The organism is Paenibacillus sp. HW567 (assembly GCF_000374185.1).
In the GTDB taxonomy this organism is placed as follows: Bacteria; Bacillota; Bacilli; order Paenibacillales; family Paenibacillaceae; genus Paenibacillus_AQ.
This window is the reverse complement of the sequence record NZ_KB910518.1, coordinates 3,936,414-3,956,824: the sequence shown is the minus strand read 5'-3', so window position 1 is coordinate 3,956,824 and position 20,411 is coordinate 3,936,414. Positions and strand designations below refer to the sequence as shown.

13 protein-coding genes are annotated in these 20,411 nt (G+C 54.6%); 8 read left to right on the top strand and 5 right to left on the bottom strand.

The genetic code is table 11. From position 1 onward, the window contains the following. Nucleotides 1–364: 364 nt before the first annotated feature. The 4 genes from B212_RS0117970 to B212_RS31780 form a co-directional block, all read right to left on the bottom strand. Entirely contained in the window at nucleotides 365–1,537 is a 1,173-nt protein-coding gene (locus B212_RS0117970; protein ID WP_019912355.1) for an ABC transporter permease, read from the bottom strand. Then, nucleotides 1,538–2,233: an ABC transporter ATP-binding protein gene (locus B212_RS0117965; RefSeq protein ID WP_019912354.1), complete on the bottom strand. Its 696-nt coding sequence runs from the start codon at nucleotides 2,231–2,233 to the stop codon at nucleotides 1,538–1,540. It lies immediately after the preceding gene. Then, on the bottom strand, nucleotides 2,230–3,822 hold the full coding sequence (locus B212_RS33255) for an efflux RND transporter periplasmic adaptor subunit (protein WP_019912353.1): 1,593 nt from the start codon (nucleotides 3,820–3,822) through the stop codon (nucleotides 2,230–2,232). Before B212_RS33255 ends, B212_RS0117965 begins: the two co-directional genes overlap by 4 nt. Before the next feature lie 82 nt (nucleotides 3,823–3,904). Beyond that, nucleotides 3,905–6,565: a hypothetical protein gene (locus tag B212_RS31780; RefSeq protein WP_019912352.1), complete on the bottom strand. Its 2,661-nt coding sequence runs from the start codon at nucleotides 6,563–6,565 to the stop codon at nucleotides 3,905–3,907. A 619-nt stretch (nucleotides 6,566–7,184) separates the two neighbouring features. On the opposite strand from B212_RS31780, the gene pheS reads away from it, so the two are divergent. From pheS to B212_RS33250, 4 genes are all read left to right on the top strand, one after another. Then, nucleotides 7,185–8,219, top strand: coding sequence for a phenylalanine--tRNA ligase subunit alpha (pheS, locus tag B212_RS0117950; RefSeq protein WP_019912351.1), 1,035 nt, complete (start codon nucleotides 7,185–7,187; stop codon nucleotides 8,217–8,219). Nucleotides 8,220–8,556: 337 nt separating this feature from the next. After that, nucleotides 8,557–11,001, top strand: coding sequence for a phenylalanine--tRNA ligase subunit beta (gene pheT / locus B212_RS0117945; RefSeq protein ID WP_019912350.1), 2,445 nt, complete (start codon nucleotides 8,557–8,559; stop codon nucleotides 10,999–11,001). A 204-nt stretch (nucleotides 11,002–11,205) separates the two neighbouring features. Next, the gene (locus tag B212_RS0117940; RefSeq protein WP_442950118.1) at nucleotides 11,206–13,371 is read left to right on the top strand and encodes a hypothetical protein; all 2,166 of its coding nucleotides are present in this window, start codon (nucleotides 11,206–11,208) and stop codon (nucleotides 13,369–13,371) included. 648 nt (nucleotides 13,372–14,019) lie between these two features. Then, nucleotides 14,020–15,105: a GGDEF domain-containing protein gene (locus B212_RS33250; RefSeq protein ID WP_156830162.1), complete on the top strand. Its 1,086-nt coding sequence runs from the start codon at nucleotides 14,020–14,022 to the stop codon at nucleotides 15,103–15,105. Between the two features lie 72 nt (nucleotides 15,106–15,177). Here the strand turns inward: B212_RS33250 and B212_RS0117925 are convergent, their stop codons facing one another. Continuing rightward, complete coding sequence (locus B212_RS0117925) at nucleotides 15,178–15,525, bottom strand: phage holin family protein (RefSeq protein WP_019912345.1); 348 nt, start codon at nucleotides 15,523–15,525, stop codon at nucleotides 15,178–15,180. A 154-nt stretch (nucleotides 15,526–15,679) separates the two neighbouring features. On the opposite strand from B212_RS0117925, the gene B212_RS0117920 reads away from it, so the two are divergent. The 4 genes from B212_RS0117920 (at nucleotide 15,680) to B212_RS0117905 (ending at nucleotide 20,387) form a co-directional block, all read left to right on the top strand. Next, a complete protein-coding gene (locus tag B212_RS0117920; protein ID WP_019912344.1) occupies nucleotides 15,680–18,046 on the top strand; it encodes an endonuclease MutS2 in 2,367 nt (788 codons plus the stop codon). A 30-nt stretch (nucleotides 18,047–18,076) separates the two neighbouring features. Beyond that, the gene (locus tag B212_RS0117915; protein WP_019912342.1) at nucleotides 18,077–18,496 is read left to right on the top strand and encodes a DUF350 domain-containing protein; all 420 of its coding nucleotides are present in this window, start codon (nucleotides 18,077–18,079) and stop codon (nucleotides 18,494–18,496) included. Nucleotides 18,497–18,552: 56 nt separating this feature from the next. Further along, nucleotides 18,553–19,101, top strand: coding sequence for a hypothetical protein (locus B212_RS0117910; protein WP_019912340.1), 549 nt, complete (start codon nucleotides 18,553–18,555; stop codon nucleotides 19,099–19,101). A gap of 74 nt (nucleotides 19,102–19,175) precedes the next feature. Then, nucleotides 19,176–20,387 carry an MFS transporter gene (locus B212_RS0117905; protein WP_019912339.1) on the top strand — a complete coding sequence of 404 codons (1,212 nt, stop codon included), beginning with the start codon at nucleotides 19,176–19,178 and terminating at the stop codon, nucleotides 20,385–20,387. The last annotated feature ends 24 nt before the right edge of the window (nucleotides 20,388–20,411 follow it).

Below are 20,411 nucleotides of genomic sequence, written 5' to 3'. Positions count from 1 at the left end.
CCCCCGCATAGAACTTATAAGTGATCTCATTGCTGTATACGTAAACCTGCGGAGTCAGATCCGGGACCTACTACCTTATGAATTCCTACCCTTGAGTCCTATTACCCAACTTTTCTGTAAACGAATACCCGCCTGCAGCAATAATCCGTACATGCTAGGTCCCGGGATGCAGTTCTGCAGGAAGCAGTCATTTATGGAAGAAAATAACCCTCGGGCAGGGGTGAGCTTTGCCCGTCTATGCGGTTAGTTTGCAGGGCTATGCGAACGCTTGCCTTTGCATGTCCAAAAAGCCGCAAGCCTCCAAGTGTCAGGAGGCTTGCGGCTTAACGCTTTTAATAGTTCAAAAAGTTAGGAACTGCAGGTGTTATTCGCTTCGGAGTGCATAAATCGGCCGCATTCTTGCTGCTTTATTCGCCGGCATCATTCCAAATACAACACCGATAAACAAGGAGAACAGGAAGGAGATAATTACCATGTTCCAGGAGGTTGCCACATTCATTGAAGTATAGTTCCCAACGGCCCAACTGATTCCCAGGCCCAAGCCGACGCCAAGGAGTCCCCCGAATCCGCTTAGGACAATAGACTCGATCATGAACTGCATCAGGATATTGATTTTTTTGGCGCCGATAGCTTTGCGAATCCCGATCTCCCGCGTCCGTTCATTGACGGAGACAATCATGATGTTCATGATGCCGATGCCGCCTACAAGGAGGGAAATCCCGGCAATTCCGCCCAGTGCCATTGACAGTGTATCGCTGGTTGAGGACACGGTCTCCAGCATTTCCTGGGCATCGAAGACGGAGTAGGAGTTGTCGGCGGAGTTGAATTTTGCATCCAGCGCAGCTTCCAGCTTTGTTTTTACCACGGTCACATTATCCGCAGAGGTGGTGGTTATGGTGATGGAGCGAACGCCTTTGCTTTGCAGGAACCGTTCAGCCGTAGAGATGGGAATCAGAATTTTCTCGTCATTGGACCCTCCCAGACTGGAGCCTTTCGATTCCAGCAGCCCGACAATTTTGAAGCTTCTTCCGTTTAGCTGTACCTTTTGACCTACAGGATCATCGGTGCCGAACAACGTTTCCGCTGTGTCCGAGCCGATAAGAGCGACCTTTTGCCGGTACTCTGTGTCGATATCAAGCAGGAAGCGGCCGGACTGTACATGAAAGTCCTGCACATCCTCATAAGCGGGTGTAATTCCCTCAATGGATACAGTCGTATTCTCCGTTCCGTTCTTGGCGGTCACGTTGCCGCTGATTACAGGTGATACGCCGTCCACACCCTCAATGTCGCCCAGTGCCAAGGCTTCCTCATAGGTCAGCGAGGTGGTGGCGCCCCGGCCCATAATGTTAACCGTCAATTGATTGGTTCCGAGGGAATTCAGGGATTCGGTAATCTGTGAGGTGGTTCCTTGACCAATGGATACCAGCGCAATGACGGAGGATACGCCGATAATGATTCCAAGCATCGTAAGGAAGGCCCTTATTTTACTGCTGAGAATACTTTTGATAGCCATGTTCATGCTTTGAAAAAGCATCATTCAGACATTCCTCCGGTCCTCTACGAGATTGCCGTCCTGAATGCGGATGATCCGCTTGGCTTGCTGGGCGATCTCCAGATCATGTGTGATCAGAATAATGGTGTGGCCCTGTTCGTTAAGCTCGCGGATCATTTGGAGGACCTCCTGTCCGGTCTTGGTGTCCAGCGCTCCGGTTGGCTCGTCGGCAAGCAGAATCGGAGGGGCCCCCGCCAGCGCCCTGGCAATGGCGACCCGCTGCTGCTGCCCGCCTGACAATTCAGAGGGGCGGTGGTGCATCCGCTCTTCCAGTCCTACCCGGACCAGTGAATTCCGGGCCACCTCCCGCCGCTCCCGGTGCGGCATTTTGCGGTAGATTAGCGGAAGCTCTACATTTTCTATAGCGGACAGCTTGGGAAGCAGATTGAAGTTCTGAAAGATAAAGCCGATCTTCTCATTGCGGATCTGCGCCAGCTTATTATCCGACAGCTTGCGGATTTCCTGGCCGTCCAGGAAGTAATCCCCTTCACCCGCAACGTCCAGACAGCCCAGCATATTCATCAAGGTGGACTTGCCGGAGCCGGATGGTCCGATAATCGCTACAAATTCGCCGTAATCAATGGTAAAGGACAGCCCTTTAAGGATGGTCATTGTTTCTCCGGCCATAGTATAGCGGTGAACCATGTTCTCAACCCGGATGAGCGGATCTGCGGAACTCATCGGCCGCCACCTCCGCCTGCGGGAGCACCACCGCCGCCACCGGAAAATCCGCCGCCCCCGCCGGACATGCCGCCGCCCATACCTCCGCCGCCGAACCCGCTGCCCATGCCGCCGGCCGGAGTCTGCGTTTCAGAGGACGTTTTTGTCGAAATCACGGTAGGAATAATCACTTCATCGCCTTCGTTTAGCCCGCTGACAATTTCAATGCTGCTCTCGTCGTGGATGCCGACTTCAACCGCAACCCGCTTCTGGCCGGAGGCTGTGCCTGTAGCGCTTCTGCCGCCCGCTTGACCGAAGCCTGCACCGCTTCTGCCGCCGCCTTGGCCGTAGCCTGAAGCCATGCCACCCCGGCCGCCCGCTTCACCACCCGGGAACCCGCCGCCGGGCATCTGTCCGCCGCCAGCCGCTTGCCCGTCGGGGCCCTGGCCTGCTGCGGGCTGTCTGCCGGATGCTTGCCCATCTGCCGCCTGGCTTTGGGCAGGCGGTTCCCCGGCTTGCTGGCCTTCCGCCGACTGGCCTTCAGCACCTTGCCCCCCGGCCGCTTGGCCTTTCGCGGACTGGTCATCAGCGCTTTGTCCGCTAGGCGCTTGGCTCTCAGCCGACTTTCCGCCAGCCGCTTGCCCACTGCCCGCATTTCCTGCGGCACTGTTGTCTGCCGATGCTGCCGGCACGGCTACGAAATACTTGCCGTTCACTTCCGTGACCGCTTCGAGAGGCACGGTCAGCACATCGTTTTTCTGCTCAATGGTAATAGCAACTTCCGCTGACATGCCGACAAGCACGCCATCCGACTTACCGAGGCCCACTGTAACGTTGAACAGGGAGACCCCGTTTGAGGAGGTGCCTTCTTTGGCGATATCAATGACTTTGCCGGAGAACTCCTTATCCTCAAGGGCATCCAATGTAATGGTAGCCGCCTGATTCAGCTTGACCTTCGGAATATCCAGCTCATCGACCTGAACGGTTACACTCAGATTGACATAATCCGTCATGGTGATCAGCTCGGAGCCGTTCTGCGCCTGTTCCCCGTCGGTAATGTTCACTGCGGTAATGGTGCCGTCCATTGGAGCGGTTAACGGGTCGGGAGGAACCATATCGTCCTGGATATCCGCGATGGAATCCTGCTGGTCCTGGATATCGCTGTTTGCTTTGGCGATAGCCGTTTTTGCCGACTCCAACTCATCGTCCGTAGCATTGTTCATCGCCAGCGTTTTGTAATTTTCCTGTTTGTTTTCCAGCTCTGTCTTCAGATTTGCCAGTGCTTTATTCGCTTCTTTGAGCTTGTCGCTTAGATCTGCGGCTACAAAGGTGATGAGGACGGCCCCTTTTTTAACGACATCGCCCTTCTTAACCCTAACCTTATCGACTTCTCCGGCTTCCTTGGTACGGATGCTCTCACTGTTAATCGCTGAAACGGACCCGGAACCCGATACCCCGACCAGAATATTTCCTTTAGTCACGGTGGCCGTATTCAGCGGAGCTGCATTAACCTCTTTGCTCTGGTCAGGCCATAGGACATAGGCAAGAATACCCGCGATAGCAACGACAACGACGCTTGAGGCGATAATTATTTTGTTCTTCTTGTTCATTCTGATCCTCCATCTTGCTTCAATATAAAAGGCAGAGTGGTTCATTTATTGAGAGTTAAACTCCGCTTGCTTGAGCAACCTTTTAGCTGCCGTCAGCCCCGGCTGCCGGGGAAGCGGATGATGAAGGTGCTGGTGCTGCTGTTGCCTCTGGCGTTGCCGTTGGAGTTGGCGTAACTGTTGGAGCTGCTGGAGCTGCTGGAGTTGCCGTCGCCGTAGCTGTTGGGGTGGCCGTTGCTTTTGCCGTCACATCAATGTTATAGACCTGGCTGCCCAAGGCGATCCGCTGCCCCTGGAACTCGTCGTATAGTGTGAGGGTGTAATTGCCGCCTCCCAGGGTCTGGTACAGATTGCTGCTGAAGGTCGTGGTATACGTTGTGTAAGTTCCGGCAGTCAGGTCGGTCCCGAGGGTCAGCGATTTCTCAAAGTACTGTCCAAACGGATCGCTGATATGCAGGATGAGCTTATGCCCGTAGGTACCCATCTGATAGGACGTATCCTGGGATAAAATATAGTTGACCGCCAGCGTAAAATTGCTGCTTCCCGCAGTAATACTGCCTGTTGAATTGGAAATCGCCAGCGTGTACGGGAACATAGTGATGTTGCTGAGACTTGTCTGTGCTGCCACATCCGTGACAGCCAACGGAATAGCAGCGGTGTTCACGTACGCGGTGGCCGCCGTTCCCGCACTGGTAAGCTTGCCCTCGGCAATGCCCTGGCCTACATAGAGCTGCAGGCTGGAGGTATCGACGGTGGCCGGCACTTTGGCCCAAAAGGTGATCAGCGTCTTGCCTTTAGGACTGGTCGACAGCTCCGACTGGTTGGCTGTAGCTTCGAAATACTGTCCGTCGGCTGTTTTAAATTGGGCATACAATCGTGACAGATCCGCTTGACGCGTTTCTTCGCTGTTCATTTCAATTTCACTATAGATGAGCTTGGAGCTGCTGCCTTTATAGACGGTAGTCAGGCGCTCCTGTACACTTGCTTTTTTACCGGTCGTGGCAATACTGAAGGCTTTGCCTTCTGCAAGCGGAGCAATGCTGGTTACAGCTCCGTCAGTTGTGCCGAGTGTTAGGAATGGGGATACATTCTCACCGCTTGTCTCCTGAAGAATAATCTTGGTCTGACTGAAATCCAGAGTGTACGGAACATGGGCCAGTACAGTAACCTGAACACTCGCACCAGGCGCAAGTGTGGTCGTATCATTGTCGATGACAAGCTGTGAAGAAGAGGTCAGGTCATTCTGGTCCACCTTGAGAATTCCGCTCAGCTTGGGCAGCGTTATTGTTTTGGAGGTGGAGTTGCGGATGTTCAGCTTCGCCTGCACCAGATCCTCATTGCCCCAAGGCAGACGCAGGAGAGACTGGAGCGTGACGCCAAAGGTGCCGTAATTGTTCGTCACACTATTTTCTGAGAGCACATGAGTGTCGCTTTCCAGCGTGTAGGGGATTTTGAAATAGGCGACCGGAAGGATGAGCTTATTCGTATCGCCGCTACTGGCAGGTGCAATCATTTGCAGCTCCAGTTTATCCTGTGCGAGTGTGAGCGGAATGCTTGCGCTGAGCGTGATCAGCTTTTCCTCCAGCGGCTTCAGCGTCAGGCTGGCAAAAGCCGTTGTTGTAACAGGGAAGGCATAGCCTTCCTTCGACTTGACCGTAAGCTCATAGGCTGGCAAGGTGACCGCTTTGCTGCCGGTATTTTTAACCCGGAACTGATAGGTCCATATCCCGTTCTCATTCTCCGCGTACACATTCGCCTTGAGAAGCTGCATATCCACAATATTGCTGCTGACCGACACCTTCTTGGTGTAGCCTGCGGCTACAGTGAAATCGGCGGTTTTCGCGGCAGGAAGGGCATAGGAAGCCACCGGAAGAGTCAGCTTGAGCGTCTCATCCAGCTTGGCGATCTGCAGTGTCATGTTGGTCAAATTCATATAGGCCGGAATTTCGGTCATATAGTATAACGTTTTCTTTTCCTGCGGCTGGATCTTGTACTCCGAACTGCTCTCATCCAGTGCCAGGGTGAAGATAGACCCTCCCGAGGATTTCAGGTATAAGCTGTAGCCCGGATCAGTCAGCACCTTTGTCGCCAGATTGGTCAGGCTGATTCCCACCTTGGCGTAGACCTTGCCGTTATATTTGTATATTTGCAGGGATTCGGCTTTGGTTGTGACAGGCATGCTGCTGAGTTCCACTTTTTTGCTCTCCCCCGGAAGGGCGGAGACTGAGTAATTGCTAGGAACGGTAAACGTACCAATCCGCTGCTCGAAATTGGCTGCGCTGAAATTCCAGCCGTACATGTTGATTTTGAGCCCTTTTACCGATGTGGCGGTTCCGATATTTGCATAATATGTAATGCTGGTGCTCTCGCCTGCGGCGATTTTTTTCTTCGGGGCATCGGCGCTTACGGCAACTCCTTTGATGAGGTTTCCCCCGGGAGCCGCCACTTTGGAGAAGTAATTGACCATGTTGACGCTGCTATTCGCCGTGTTGGCATAGGTCAGCGTATAAGTAAGGATATTTCCGCCCGATTGGCTGAAAATCCCCACATTGCTCAGCTTCACGCTAAGTGTGGTTCCGAGTTTGATAGCGCTGAGCTTGGCGAGTGTTGAGGTCTCCGTTACAGCAGCAGTTGTTGTGGCCGTGGATGCAGCAGCCGTTGCGGTATAAACCGCAGGCCCGGCAATCGGACTGACGGCAAATGTGCTGAGCAATAGCAGAACATAGGCCTTGCTTCGTTTGTGCATGAATTTCCCTCCCTGTATAAAAGCCTTTGCCATCAGGAGAGCTGCCGCAGGAACTGGGGACAGCCAGGCTTTACTAATAAGGAAAAATATCAAATTCCGCTGAGCGTTAGCTGAAAAAACCTCCTGAAAAGCGCTGTGAAGCTTAAAGGAAGCTTAAAGGAAGATAAAAATTGGCCTAAATTTAGCCCGGCTTGTCAAAACGGATGATTTTGCATATAATAAATTGACATATCTTCTTAAGCAGAAGATACAGGTTATCCAGCAGCATCCAGTGAAATGCAGTGATGGAGAAAAGTACGCAGTGCCTGGCCTACAGGGAGGAGACGCCGCAGATTGAGAGCGTTTCTGGGAGAGCAGAGCTGCCGAAGTTCACTCCGGAGCAGTTCCCTGAAGTTCGTTCAAGATTTCCTTGAAGGGGCGCGTAGGGGAAACCGGCCGCAGACCGTTATTTCTGTTAAAGTGAGACGGGTCTTCGTCATGCCATAAGGGGAATAATGCGCTTAAGGGATGCGGCACAGGGCTTGTCTAACAAGGGTGGTACCACGGTCTTTTCGTCCCTTACCGGGAGGAAAGGCCTTTTTTTGTTGCACATGACATGATAAGGGGGCAGTACACGACCATGAAAGAAAAGCTTGAAGCACTGAAGGTCGAAGCGTTGGCGAAGCTGCAGGAGGTTAGTGATCCGCAGGTTCTGAATGATTTGCGTGTAAAGTACTTAGGTAAAAAAGGCGAGCTTACAGAGGTTCTGCGCGGAATGGGCGGACTCAGTGCAGAGGAGCGCCCGGTGATCGGCCAGGTGGCGAATCTGGTGCGGAGCGCTATTGAGGAGATTATCGGCGCGAAGCAGGAGGTGTTCCAGCAGCAGGAGACACTAAACCGCCTGAACGCGGAAAAAGTAGACGTAACCCTGCCGGGCCGCGGTCTGGCGCAAGGGGGAATTCACCCTCTGAGCCGGGTCGTGCAGGAGATTGAGGATATTTTCATCGGCATGGGCTACCGGGTGGCGGAAGGCCCTGAAGTCGAAACGGATTATTATAACTTCGAAGCGCTCAATCTGCCGAAGAACCATCCGGCCCGCGATATGCAGGATTCCTTCTATATAACGGAGGATATCCTGATGCGCACACAGACCTCTCCGGTGCAGATCCGCACCATGCAGGCGATGGAGGGCGAAACGCCGGTTAAAATCATCTGCCCGGGCAAGGTGTTCCGCCGCGATGATGACGATGCAACCCACTCGTTCCAATTCCATCAGATTGAAGGTCTGGTGATTGGACGTAATATCCGTATGAGCGACCTGAAGGGTACACTGCAGCAGTTCGTCAAAGAAATGTTCGGACCAAAGACAGGCATCCGCCTGCGTCCAAGCTTCTTCCCGTTCACTGAGCCGAGCGTGGAGGTGGACGTGAGCTGCTTCAAATGCGGCGGGGACGGCTGCCGTCTGTGCAAGCAGAGCGGCTGGCTGGAAATCCTCGGCGCCGGCATGGTTCACCCGAACGTGCTGAAGATGGGCGGCTACGATCCTGCTGAATACAGCGGCTTCGCATTCGGTATGGGTGTCGAGCGGATAGCGATGCTGAAATACGGCATCGACGACATCCGCCATTTCTACACGAATGATATGGCTTTTGTGAAGCAGTTCAAGGGGATATAGATTTTTGGCGGGTTGCGGGCTGGGCGGGCAGACGCGGCTACCCGAGGAACTTTGATTATGTTTTAACAATCTGTTAATAAATGGACCGGAGGGGAAGTTTGGAACTGGAGGAGCGAACGCGTCCGCCTTTGTCTCCGGATTTCCACCGCTTCAAGCGGTATAAATCAAGAAATCTGGAGACAACAGCGGCCGGAAGTCCAAACATTCCCCGCAGGGACCCTATTAACAGAGACTTTTTAAAATAGAATTAAAAATTACTCGCTGCGTTCTCTCTCCGTACAGCAAGCAAACCCGGCACGTAGATAAATACATCTGAAACAAAAGGAAGTGTGCGAACATGAAAGTATCAACCTCCTGGCTCTCTGACTATATATCGCTTGAGGGTGTAGCCGCAGAAGAGCTGGCAGACAAAATCACCAGCGCCGGCATCGAGATCGACAGTGTGGAGCGCCGCAATAAAGGCCTTTCCGGGATTGTCGTCGGCTACGTGAAATCGAAAGAAAAACATCCTGACGCAGATAAGCTGAATGTCTGCATCGTTGACGCCGGTCAAGGAGAGGAACTGCAGATTGTCTGCGGAGCCAAAAATGTGGCGGCAGGACAGAAGGTTCCAGTAGCCTTGGTGGGCGCAAAGCTGCCGGGTCTGGAGATCAAGAAAGCCAAGCTGCGCGGCGTATTGTCGCAGGGCATGATCTGCTCGGCCAAAGAGCTGGGACTGAACGACAAGCTGTTGCCGAAGGAACTGCAAGAAGGCATCCTCGTCCTGCCCGAGAACACGGAAATCGGCCAGAGCATTCTGGAGGTGCTGGGCCTGAATGATGCGGTTCTTGATTTCGATCTGACGCCGAACCGTTCCGACTGTCTCAGCATGATCGGGGCCGCTTATGAAGTCAGTGCGATTCTTGGCCGTGAGCTGGAGCTGCCGAATCCGGCGGCAGATATTGTGGAGACGGGCGGTTCAGCCAAAGGCTCCATCTCCGTCAAGATTGAGAACGAAGAATACTGCAAGCATTATGCGGTGCGTTACATTGCCGGAGTGAAGCCTGCCCCATCCCCGCTCTGGATTCAGAACCGTCTGATGGCGGCGGGCATCCGCCCGATCAGCAACATCGTTGACATTACCAACTACGTAATGCTGGAATACGGACAGCCGCTGCACGCCTTCGACGGCAACAAAGTGGAAGGAAGTACGCTGGGTGTGCGTTTTGCACGGGAAGGCGAGCTGCTGACCACGCTTGACGGTCAGGAGCGGAAGCTTGAGCCGCAAATGCTGGTCATTGCCGACGGAGCAAAGGCCGTTGCGCTCGCAGGCGTGATGGGCGGACTGGACACCGAAGTAACCGGGGAAACCGTGAATATTGTCTTGGAATCCGCCAAATTCGACGGAGGAACGGTCCGCAAAACCTCGCGGCAACTGGGCCTGCGCTCCGAAGCGTCCCTGCGCTTCGAGAAGGAAGTTGATCCGAATTCCGTAATTCCGGCGTTGAACCGTGCGGCAGCCCTGATTGCCAAGTATGCCGGAGGCACGGTGTACGAAGGGGTTGTGGAAGCGGGCAGCGGAGCTGCTAAGGAGAAAGTACTGACCTTGTCCCTGGAGAAGCTGAACCGTTACCTGGGCACGGATCTCTCCCTGCTGGAAGTGAAAACCCTGTTCAGCCGTCTGCACTTCAAGTGCGGAGACGCCGCACAGGGACTTATCGAGGTGCAGGTGCCGACCAGACGGGGCGATATCAGCTATGATGTGGATCTGATTGAGGAAGTTGCCCGTTTGTACGGATACGACAACATCCCGACCACCCTGATCGAGGGTGTCACCACCCCGGGAGCGCTAACAAGACAGCAAGCCCTCCGCCGCGAGCTGCGGCGTCTGCTGGCGCATGGAGGTTACCAGGAGGTTATGGGGTATTCCTTCATCCAGCCGGAGCAAAGCAAGCTGTTCCCGGCACTTGCCGATGGCAAGCTTGCCGTGAAGCTGGCGATGCCGATGAGCGAGGAGCGCAGCGTGCTCCGCACCACCCTTATTCCTCAACTGCTGGATATTGCCCGTTATAACACGAACCGCCGCCAAAGCGATCTGGCGCTGTTCGAAGTGGGCAATGTGTTCTTCACGGAAGAAGAGCAGCTTACCCGCCAGCCGCGCGAATTGCCGGTGCTTGGTCTGCTGCTTAGCGGAAGCCGCGCGTCCAAGCAGTGGAATGTAGCGGAACAGCCGGTGGATTTCTTCGACCTGAAGGGTGCACTTGAGACTGTATTTGCCTACCTTGGACTTACGGACAGCATAGTCTATGAAGGAGACGCGCCGGAGAACTACCATCCGGGCCGTTCCGCTTCCGTATATTTGCTGGCCGAAGAAGGCCGCGTGAAGCTTGGAACTATGGGCCAGTTGCATCCTGAATTGCAGCGGGACCTGGATCTTGAGGACACTTATGTAGCCGAGCTGCTGCTGGAGCCGCTCTATAATGCTGCCCGCAGCAGTCTGCAGTACACCGAGCTCCAGCGCTTCCCGGGAATGGAACGGGATATCGCGGTTGTCGTGGATTCCGCCGTGCCTGCCGGTCATCTGCTGGCCTCCATTCGTGAGAACGGCGGCACTTTGCTGCAGAATGTACAGGTGTTCGACGTGTATACGGGCGGCAAGATGGAGAGCGGCAAAAAGAGCGTAGCTATCTCGCTGTTATACCGCCATACGGACCATACGCTGACCGATGAGGAAGTTGTAGAGGTGCATGACAAGGTCGTTTCCGCACTTCAGCAAACTTTTGGCGCGGAATTGAGAAAATAGCAGGAATTGTACAAAGCCGCAGCGAATCCATTTAGAAACGGATTCTGCTGCGGCTTTTTTCACATCTTCCTGTGGTGCGGCGGATATCGGCAGAATGGATTCAAATGAAGACGCTTTTTGGCAAAACACAAGAAATAACGCTACAATAGGAGCAGGAAACCAACTAGAATCCGCACACATACAAAGGAGGGCACAACTGTGGCTATGGACCGGACCCGTGTCGCCGTGGAGATATACGGCACTTCCTATAAACTTGTTGGAAGCAGCACTGAATATATGAAGCAGGTCGCCCGTTATGTTGACGAGCACATGCGTGCAATATCCAAATCCCATTCCAGACTGGACACCCCCCGGATCGCGGTGCTTGCAGCCGTACATATGGCGGAGCAGGCCATTCAGGTCCAGGATTTTAAGAATGAGCTGAATATGCTCACCGGAGAGCGCACGGAGCTGCGTGTGGAGGTGTCGCGCCTCCTGGAGGTGCAGCGGGAGCGGCAGGAAGAATATGAACGGCTGGATGCAGCAGCCAAGGAAGAAGCGGCGCGGCTGCTTGCCGCCGCCGAAGAGGAGCGCAGGCTCCATCTGGAGATGCAGGAGCAGGAACGCAAGCTCCGCACCGAGGCGCTGCTGGAGGCAGAGCAGGCAGCGGCGGCTGCCCGTGAGCAGCTTGGCGGAGAGCTGAAGGCGCGTGAAGAGGAGCTGCTATTGCTGCGGGAGACCAGCGAGCAGGAGCAGACCGCCGCACGTGACAGCCATCAGCAGGAGCTGGCGAACGCTGAGGCAGCTCGGGTGAAGGAGCTTGAAGAGCTGAAGGCGGCCCATCAGCAGGAGCTGGCAGCCCTCCGTGACACACTTGCAACGGAGAAGGCGGAAGCGTTGTCCCGGCTGGAGCAGGAGCTGTCGGAAACCCGGGAATCGCTGGGAGGCGAGCTGGCCGAGGTCCGCTCTGTGCTCGGCAAGGAGCTGACGGATACGAAGTCCCGGCTGGAGCAGGAGCTGACTGAGGAGCGTGAGACGCTGCAAAAGGAGCAGACGAAGAACAAGGAGCTGCGGCAATCGCTGGGTACGCAGGAGCATCGGCATAAGCAGCAGGTGCAGGAGATGGAGAAGCAGCTTGGCGAGCTGCGCGGCGGAACCGGGCAGCTTCAGTCCAGGCTGCGTGCGGCGGAAGCCGGGCTTAAGGGCGAACGGGATGCCCGTCTGACGCTGCTCGCGCAGTACGAAGCGGTACTGAAGCGTGAGGAGCAGCTCACGGAAGAGCTTCGTTCCGCTGCGGAGCAGGGAACGAAGCTGACGGAGGAGCTGGAGGGGGTGCGCCAGCGTTATGAGCTGGCGCAGAAAGAATCGTCTGCGCTGAGTGATTCGCTTCAGGCAGCGAAGGGCAGCCTGACCCGCGTCCAGGAAGAGCTTCAATCTGCCAGCGAGCTGGGAGCGCTGCTCAGCGACGAGCTGGAAGGGCTGCGTCAGCGCTATGAGCTGACGCAGGAGGAAGCTGACGCGCTCCGCAAGTCGCTGCAGGAAACCAAGGGCAGCCTGGCTGCTGCGCAGAGTGAGCTTGCCCAGTCGGCGGAAGAAGCGGCGAACTGGCAGGAGCTCGCGGGCAGGCACATGGAAGATATCGGCGAGCTGGAGACGAAGCTGCTGGAAGCCGAAGAGCAATCCTATGCGACGCAGCGTGAGATCGAGGCGCTGCGCGGCCAGGCGGACGGAATGGTGCAGCAGCTTGACCGCGAGGCCGGATTGCGGGCTGAAGCGGAGCTTGAGTGCCAGCGGCAGCGCGAAGAGGCTGAGGCCTCCCGCCGGGAGCTTGCGGCACTGCGCGGGCGTTACGAGGAGCTTATCGCGCAGTATGACGAGGTGCTGCAGGAAGGCGAGCAGTTGAAGGAAAGATACGAGCTGCTGGAGGCCGAAGGCGAGGAAGCCGCACGGCGTCTGGAGGAGCTGTACGAGGCTGGCCGTGAAGCGGCTGCTGCTGCGGCGGAGCAGCAGGAAGTGCTGCGCGAGACACGCGAGGTTGAAGCGTCCTGGAAGATCAAGGCTGAGGAGCTGCAGCAGCTCCAGCAGCAATGGAGCGGCACGGAAGCGCAGTTGCGCGAGGAAATTGAGGTCTGGCAGCAGGAAGCCGGCAAGGCCGAAGCCGAGGCCGACGCAATGACCCGCGAGCATAGCGAGGTAAGGGAGCAGCTTGCGGAAATCGGCGAGAGCTACGAGCTGGCGCGGGGCCAACTGCGGCTGGTGCAGGCGCAGTTTGAAATGCAGCAGGGAGAGCTGGACAAGCTGTCCCAGGAGCATCGCAGCCTTCAGGCGGAATATGCCAAGCTGCAGAGTGAATATAATGAATGGATTCAACTGATCGAACAGGACAGTTGAATGACGGACGCAATACAAGGCTGGCCCCAGGCAGCGATAACTGTCTGGGGCCAGCCTTATATTTTGGAAGAAATGGGGCCAAAGGGATTAATCCTATCCATCCTCCAGATCCTTACGGACCTTATAACCTTTATTAACCCGAAAGGGATACACCCAGCCGGGCTAACGGACCGTAACGCGCTTATCGCCACTTCGGCAGGTACATTTGGGGGGGATGTCCGCCCATAAAGGCGCCGGAGTCCGTTCGCTCGCGGAAAAATGACTTCCAGTTGAAATAAGAGCGGCCCGGTCCGCTGCAAGCGGGGGAGATTCGAGACTCTTCCGATCAGGAGATGATTATATACGTGGGGGCTGACACGTCTGCGGCGTGATCTCCACTAGGTTTTTCAATAGTAGATTCCTTTCGCCTAGTAGTGGTAAAATCATAACTCAGCAGGCAACCGGTGGATCATTTCCGTCTAGTGAGATGGGGAACGAGAGGTGATTGTAAAATCCACTCCAAACTTTGTCGAAAATTGCAAAAATATGATGCAAAAAACATTAAAATTCATTATAATTAGAACTATTATATTATCGGTTAAGAAGTAGGGGATCTACATTATTATAGCAAATGACTCGCTGAATTCGGATAAATGGCACCGTAAAATATTGACTGGTTACTGGGTCATCGTTTTTTTTATGCTGGCGGTCCAGCTTCTTTTTGTGCTGTCGGATCATTCTCCTGAAGCCAAGGCCAGCCTTATTCCCAGTAAAGGACACTTATTTATAGGCTGCAATATCATGATTATGGTTGCCATGGTGACGGCTGAAATGTGGCTGCGTTCCGCCAGTCAGTATCATAAGCAGGCCGTAGTAGTCAGCGGGTTTGTTGTCTCATACCTGTTGTATTTTGTACTAGAGCCGTTCGTTGACGGTGCCCAGATGACGCTTATGATGCCGATTATGACTGCGCTGATTTATTATGACCAGAAGCTGCTGGGTTACCTGGGCGTCTTCAGTCTGGTGTTCTATGGCGGTGTTTATTTCGGCCTGGAACGGATACTGCTGAACAAGCCGCTGCTGGAGTTTTTGATGGTTGAGTGCGTGTTTATTGTCTTTGTTGTAATGGCAATGGCAGTGATTACACGGGGCCGTGAAGTGCGCGAGCAAATGGAGCAGTTGACCAAGTCGGAGCAGGGGCTAATGGTCGAGCGGGCCATTTCCGACAAGCTGCTGAAGATAGATGCGCTGACCGGGCTGTACAATCACAAGACCTTTCATGAATACTTAGATTCGCTGCTGGAGCAATGTGAGAGCAATGGCCTGCGGCTGCAGTTGGCGCTGTTCGATATTGATAATTTCAAGCGTGTAAACGATATATACGGACATTGGGTAGGCGACCTGGTGCTGAAGGAGGTTGCAGCAAAGGTGGGAGGCATGATTGGTCTGAATGATTTTGCGGCCAGATATGGCGGCGAAGAATTCGCGGTTATTTTTACGGATAAAAGCTTTCATGAAGCCTACTCGGCTGCCGAACAGCTTCGGCTGTCTATTTCAGCCATGGAGCATCCCTATGCCGGCGGCAAGCCCATTACGGTAAGCATCGGATTATGCGATTATCAGCATGGCTACGGGAAGGAAATGCTGTTCCGCAAAACGGACCATGCGCTGTACACCGCCAAGCGGAGCGGAAAAAACACCGTAGTGACTGCTTCCACCACGTTCGGCGATGATAATGTCCGTTCATTTGCTTAAGTAAATACAATAAACCCCCTGTTTCCGCTATAATTCGGAGTAGGGGGTTTTGTTTCTGCCTCCGCAGTAATTTTATTTTGCTGCTTCAAACGGAGTGGATACCGGCAGGAACAGGTCGATAATCCCTATGACCAGAGCTGCCAGCAGGGCTCCCAGGATGGAGACGCTGACACCGCTCACAATGAACTGGGCGATCCAGATGACCAGCGCGCTGACCAGAAAACCGACGATGCCGCGGCCGAAGGGTGTTACTTTTTTGCCAAAGATACCTTCAACGACCCAGCCGATCAGCGCGATAACTAGAGCCAGAATCAGAGCGCTCCAGAAGCCGCCAATCGAGAACTGCGGAACGATCCAGCCGACAATGAGCAGAACAATCGCTGAAACCACAAAACGGACCACATGACCTAAAAATCTCACTTTAGTTCTAACCTCCTTTGGCGTGTGCGTAAGGATATGTGCAGTTCTTATTGTGACCCGAATCTTTATTTCTATGCCTCAGACATCCCCAAATAGCGAAAATGGGCTGAATTAGGTATAATGGAACCATCTATGAAGGGAGCTGTGACTGTAATTGGACGACAAAATTTTGCATACGCTTGAATATCGCAAGATTTTAAATAAATTGCTGCAATATACGCAGACCCCGATGGGACGAGTGCTTGCGGAGGCCCTCAGACCCTCCGGCGATTTTGAAGGCGTAAAGCTGCTGCTGCAGGCAACTGACGAGGCAGCCAATGTGGACCGGCTGAAGGGGATTCCTTCCTTCGGCGGCGTGACGGATATCAAGATGGCGCTGAAGCGCGCTTCCATTGGAGGAATGCTGAACACAGGCGAGCTGCTCTCCGTGGGCAACACGATTGGCGGTGCGCGCAGAGTCAAGCGTTTCCTGGCGGCAATGCATGAGGATACGCCGATCCGTTTCCTGTTCGCACAGAGCGATCTGCTGTCGGAGCAAAAGCATGTGGAGGACGCCATCCGTGCCTGCATCGACGAGAATGCCGAGGTGCTGGACACTGCAAGCTCCGAGCTTGCCACAATCCGCCGCGAGCTGCGCGGGGGCGAAGCGAGAATCCGCGAGAAGCTGGATTCCATGATCCGTTCCTCCTCTGTAGCTAAGATGCTGCAGGACCAGCTTGTGACGATTCGCGGCGACCGGTTTGTGATTCCGGTTAAGGCGGAATACCGCGCCCATTTCGGCGGAATTGTGCATGACCAGTCCGGCTCCGGGGCGACGTTGTTCATTGAGCCGGAATCCATTGTGGCGATGAACAACAAGCTGCGTGAGACACGGCTGCGCGAGGAACGCGAAATCGAAATCATCCTGCACCGTCTGACGGCGCTTGTCGGCGATATTGCCGAGGAAATGGCCTACGATGTGGATATTCTGGGCGAGCTTGATTTCATCTTCGCCAAAGCGCGGCTGGCCCGCGATATGAAGGCGATTCAGCCGCGGATGAATGACCGCGGTTATCTCAAGCTGCGCAAGGGACGGCATCCGCTAATCCCTGCGGAGCAGGTCGTCCCGCTTGATGTGGAGCTTGGCAACCAGTACAGTTCCATCATCGTGACCGGACCCAATACCGGCGGTAAGACGGTCACGCTGAAGACGATCGGTCTCCTCAGTCTGATGTCAATGTCGGGATTATTTATCCCCGCTGAGGAAGGCAGCCAGATGTGTGTATTCGATGCGATTTATGCCGATATTGGCGACGAGCAGAGCATTGAGCAGAGTCTCAGTACCTTCTCCAGCCATATGACCAATATTATTTCCATCCTGCGGAAAATGACTCCGAAGAGCCTGATTCTTCTGGATGAGGTAGGCGCGGGAACCGACCCGGCCGAAGGCTCCGCTCTGGCGATTGCCATCCTTGAGCATATTCACCGGACCGAGTGCCGGATGGTGGCGACCACGCACTACAGTGAGCTGAAAGCCTATGCTTACGAACGCAAGGGCGTTATCAATGCCAGTATGGAATTTGATGTGCAGAGTCTTAGCCCCACCTACCGGCTGCTTATTGGTGTGCCCGGACGAAGCAACGCATTCGCAATTGCCGAACGTCTCGGTCTGCCGAATGCTATTCTGGAGCATGCCCGCGGCGAGGTCAAAGAAGAGGACCTGCGCGTGGAGCACATGATTGCATCACTGGAAGAGAACCGTCTTGGAGCGGAGAACGAACGTGAACGCGCCGAGGTGATCCGCCGTGAAGCGGAGGACTTCCGCAAGCGGCAGCAGCAGGAGCTGGAGAAGCTGGAGAGCCAGCGCGACAAGCGGCTGGAGAAGGCGGAGAAGGATGCCAGCGCCATCCTCGACAAAGCGCGTAAGGAAGCCGAGGAGATTATCAGCGATTTGCGCCGTCTGGCGATGGAGGAAGGGGCCTCGGTCAAGGAGCATAAGCTGATTGAAGCCCGCCGCCGCCTCGATGAAGCGGAACCGGCGCCGCGCAAGAAGACGGCCTCCCGCAGCAGCGTTAAGGCGCCGCGCAAGATTCAGCCCGGTGATGAGGTAAAAGTGCAAAATGTGAATCAAAAGGGTTTTGTTGTGGAACTGAGCGGTCCTAAAGAAGCCATTGTCCAGTTCGGCATCATGAAGATGAAGGTTAATCTTGAGGACTTGGAATTTCTGGCCTCGGCCCCTGATTCTCCGCCTCCGGCCCTTCGCCGTGCAACGACGGTTAAGCGTACCCGCGATGAGAACATCCGCAGTGAGCTGGACCTGCGGGGCGCGAATCTGGAAGAGGCGATTATGGAGACAGACCGCTTTATTGACGAGGCCTTTTTGGGCAATCTGGGACAAATCTCGATTATTCACGGCAAGGGAACCGGCGTGCTGCGCACAGGCATTCAGGAATACCTGCGCAAGCATAAGCATGTAAAGAGCTACCGGCTCGGGAACTATAATGAAGGCGGCGCGGGCGTAACCGTGGCTGAACTGCAATAGCGGCTGGAGTCCGGCAGAAAGAGGGGGAGCATGCAAGAAAATATTGATCTTTTGCTGGATCATCCGCTGGGTGCGCTGCTTGGCTACTTCGCTGTGGCGATACTTGGCCTGGTGGTGTTTCTGTCCTTCTTTGAGATGGTGACCAAATATAATTGCTGGGAAGAAATCCGTAAAGGGAATGTGGCGGTAGCCATGGCGACCGGCGGCAAAATCTTCGGCATCTGCAACATCCTGCGCTTCAGCATTGATTCGGGAGCATCAATCTACGATACGATGAAATGGGCGGTAGTCGGATTTCTGCTGCTGATTTTGGCCTACTTTCTATTCGAGTTTCTGACCCCGGTATTTTCCATTGATGATGAAATTGCTGCGGACAACAGGGCTGTTGGCTTGACTGCCATGCTGATCTCCATATCCCTGTCCTATGTGATTGGTGCTGCTATTTTCTAAATATTCTTTATCTGAGGATCAACTAATTCAATTGTGAGGTAAGAAGGAGATATTTTATGGTGGAAACAACAGTTTGCCCTTGGTGTCATACGGAGATTGTATGGGACGAGGAATTCGGCCCGGAGGATACCTGTCCCCATTGCAACAATGAGCTTAGCGGCTACCGCACGGTTACGCTGGGCGTTGATGACCTGGAGGATGAGGACGAGCCGGAAGTGGCTGATGAGAGTGATGACGAGGCTGTAAGCGACGATAACCTGTGGGATGACGAAGATAAGGACAGTGTGGTCCCGATCTTCAATACACTGGTCCAGTTCGGCGATGACTATGATCTGAAGCGCTACGAGGCTAGTGTAGCAGCAATCCTGGCAGCGCAGTTAGAGGCGCCGGAATGCCCGCAGTGCCATGAGCTTATGCTGTTGTCCGGTAAGCAGCAGGTAGCCGGCTTTGAGCCATCCTCGCCGGAAGCGTTGGGCGGACCTGTGCTGAAGCCGCCGTTTGCGCTCAATGTCTTCGTCTGCCCTTCGTGCTTCCACGTGCAGCACAGCCTGGCACAGGAGGACCGCATTCAGCTTGTGCGTAATTTGAGTACTGGCGCCAAGTAAAGGCCCACTCATGGTTTCCCTTTGTTCTGGACATGTTAAAGCAAGAATTGTTCAGTAGGCAGGAGGGTTGCCCCATGAAAAGTTTATTGCGGAATCAGGCGGTGCTGCTGCTTGCTGTAGGCGGAATGTATCTGCTGGCAAGCATGCTGGCTGGCACTTTCCTGAACGTGTATTTGTGGAAGAGCCGCCAGGATTTTGCCATGATCGGCTGGTTTGCGGTTGCCCAGCAAGTATCGCTCGGCCTAAGCTTCTGGCTGGGCGGTAAATGGGTGAAGGAACAGAATAAGATGAATGCCCTGCGGCTGGGAATTGCCGTTTCGGGCTTTTTTTATTTACTGGTGCTGCGTTTAGGCGGGGAATCTGTCTATTATATCTGGCCGCTGGGTTTGATACTGGGGCTGGCAATCGGCTTCTACTGGCTGGCCTTCAATATTGTGTTTTTTGAAATTACAGAGGCGGAGAACCGCGATTTTTTTAATGGCTGGATGGGGCTGCTCGGCTCCTGTACCGGCATCATCGGACCGTGGGTTTCCGGCTGGCTTATTTCGCTTTGGCCGGGAGAGCGGGGCTACCGGGTGGTATTTATCCTCTCCCTTTGCACTTACAGTGTGGCGGCGCTGCTTAGCTTTCTGTTGAAGAAACGCAAGAGCGAGGGAACGTATTTGTGGCTGGAGCCGTGGAAAGAGCTGTCCCGTGCGGAAAGTCCGTGGAGATTTGCCTCAGGAGCATTGCTGTTTCAAGGTTTGCGGGAGGGCGTGTTTTCGTTTCTGATCGGACTTCTGGTGTACATCGCAGCCAAAGAGGAGAGCAAGCTCGGACAATTTGCCTTTATTACCTCGGCTGTCTCACTGGTCAGCTATTATGCTGCGGGAAAATGGTTCAAGCCCAAATACCGGCTCACGGGAATGCTGGCCGGAGGTCTGCTGCTGGTGGCGGTCATCGTACCGCTGCTATGGAAGATCAGCTATGGCACATTGCTGATTATGGGCATTGGGACCTCGCTTTGCCTTCCGCTCTACATGCTGCCTATGACCTCGACCAGCTTTGATCTGATGGGGCTGTCGGCAGAAAGCGCAGGCAAGCGGGTGGAGCTTGTGGTTCTGCGCGAGCTTAGCTTGATGAGCGGGCGGCTGCTGGGAATGTTCGTGTTCATCGCTGTGCTGTCCGTGACCAGCTCGCCGCAGGTCATTACCGTGCTGATGCTGCTGCTGGGCTCGGCTCCGCTGGGGAGCTGGCTGGTGCTGCACCGTTTGCTGAAGCGAAGCCGTAAATGGAATCCATCTTGAAGTCAGGGATTACTGAAGAGGGGG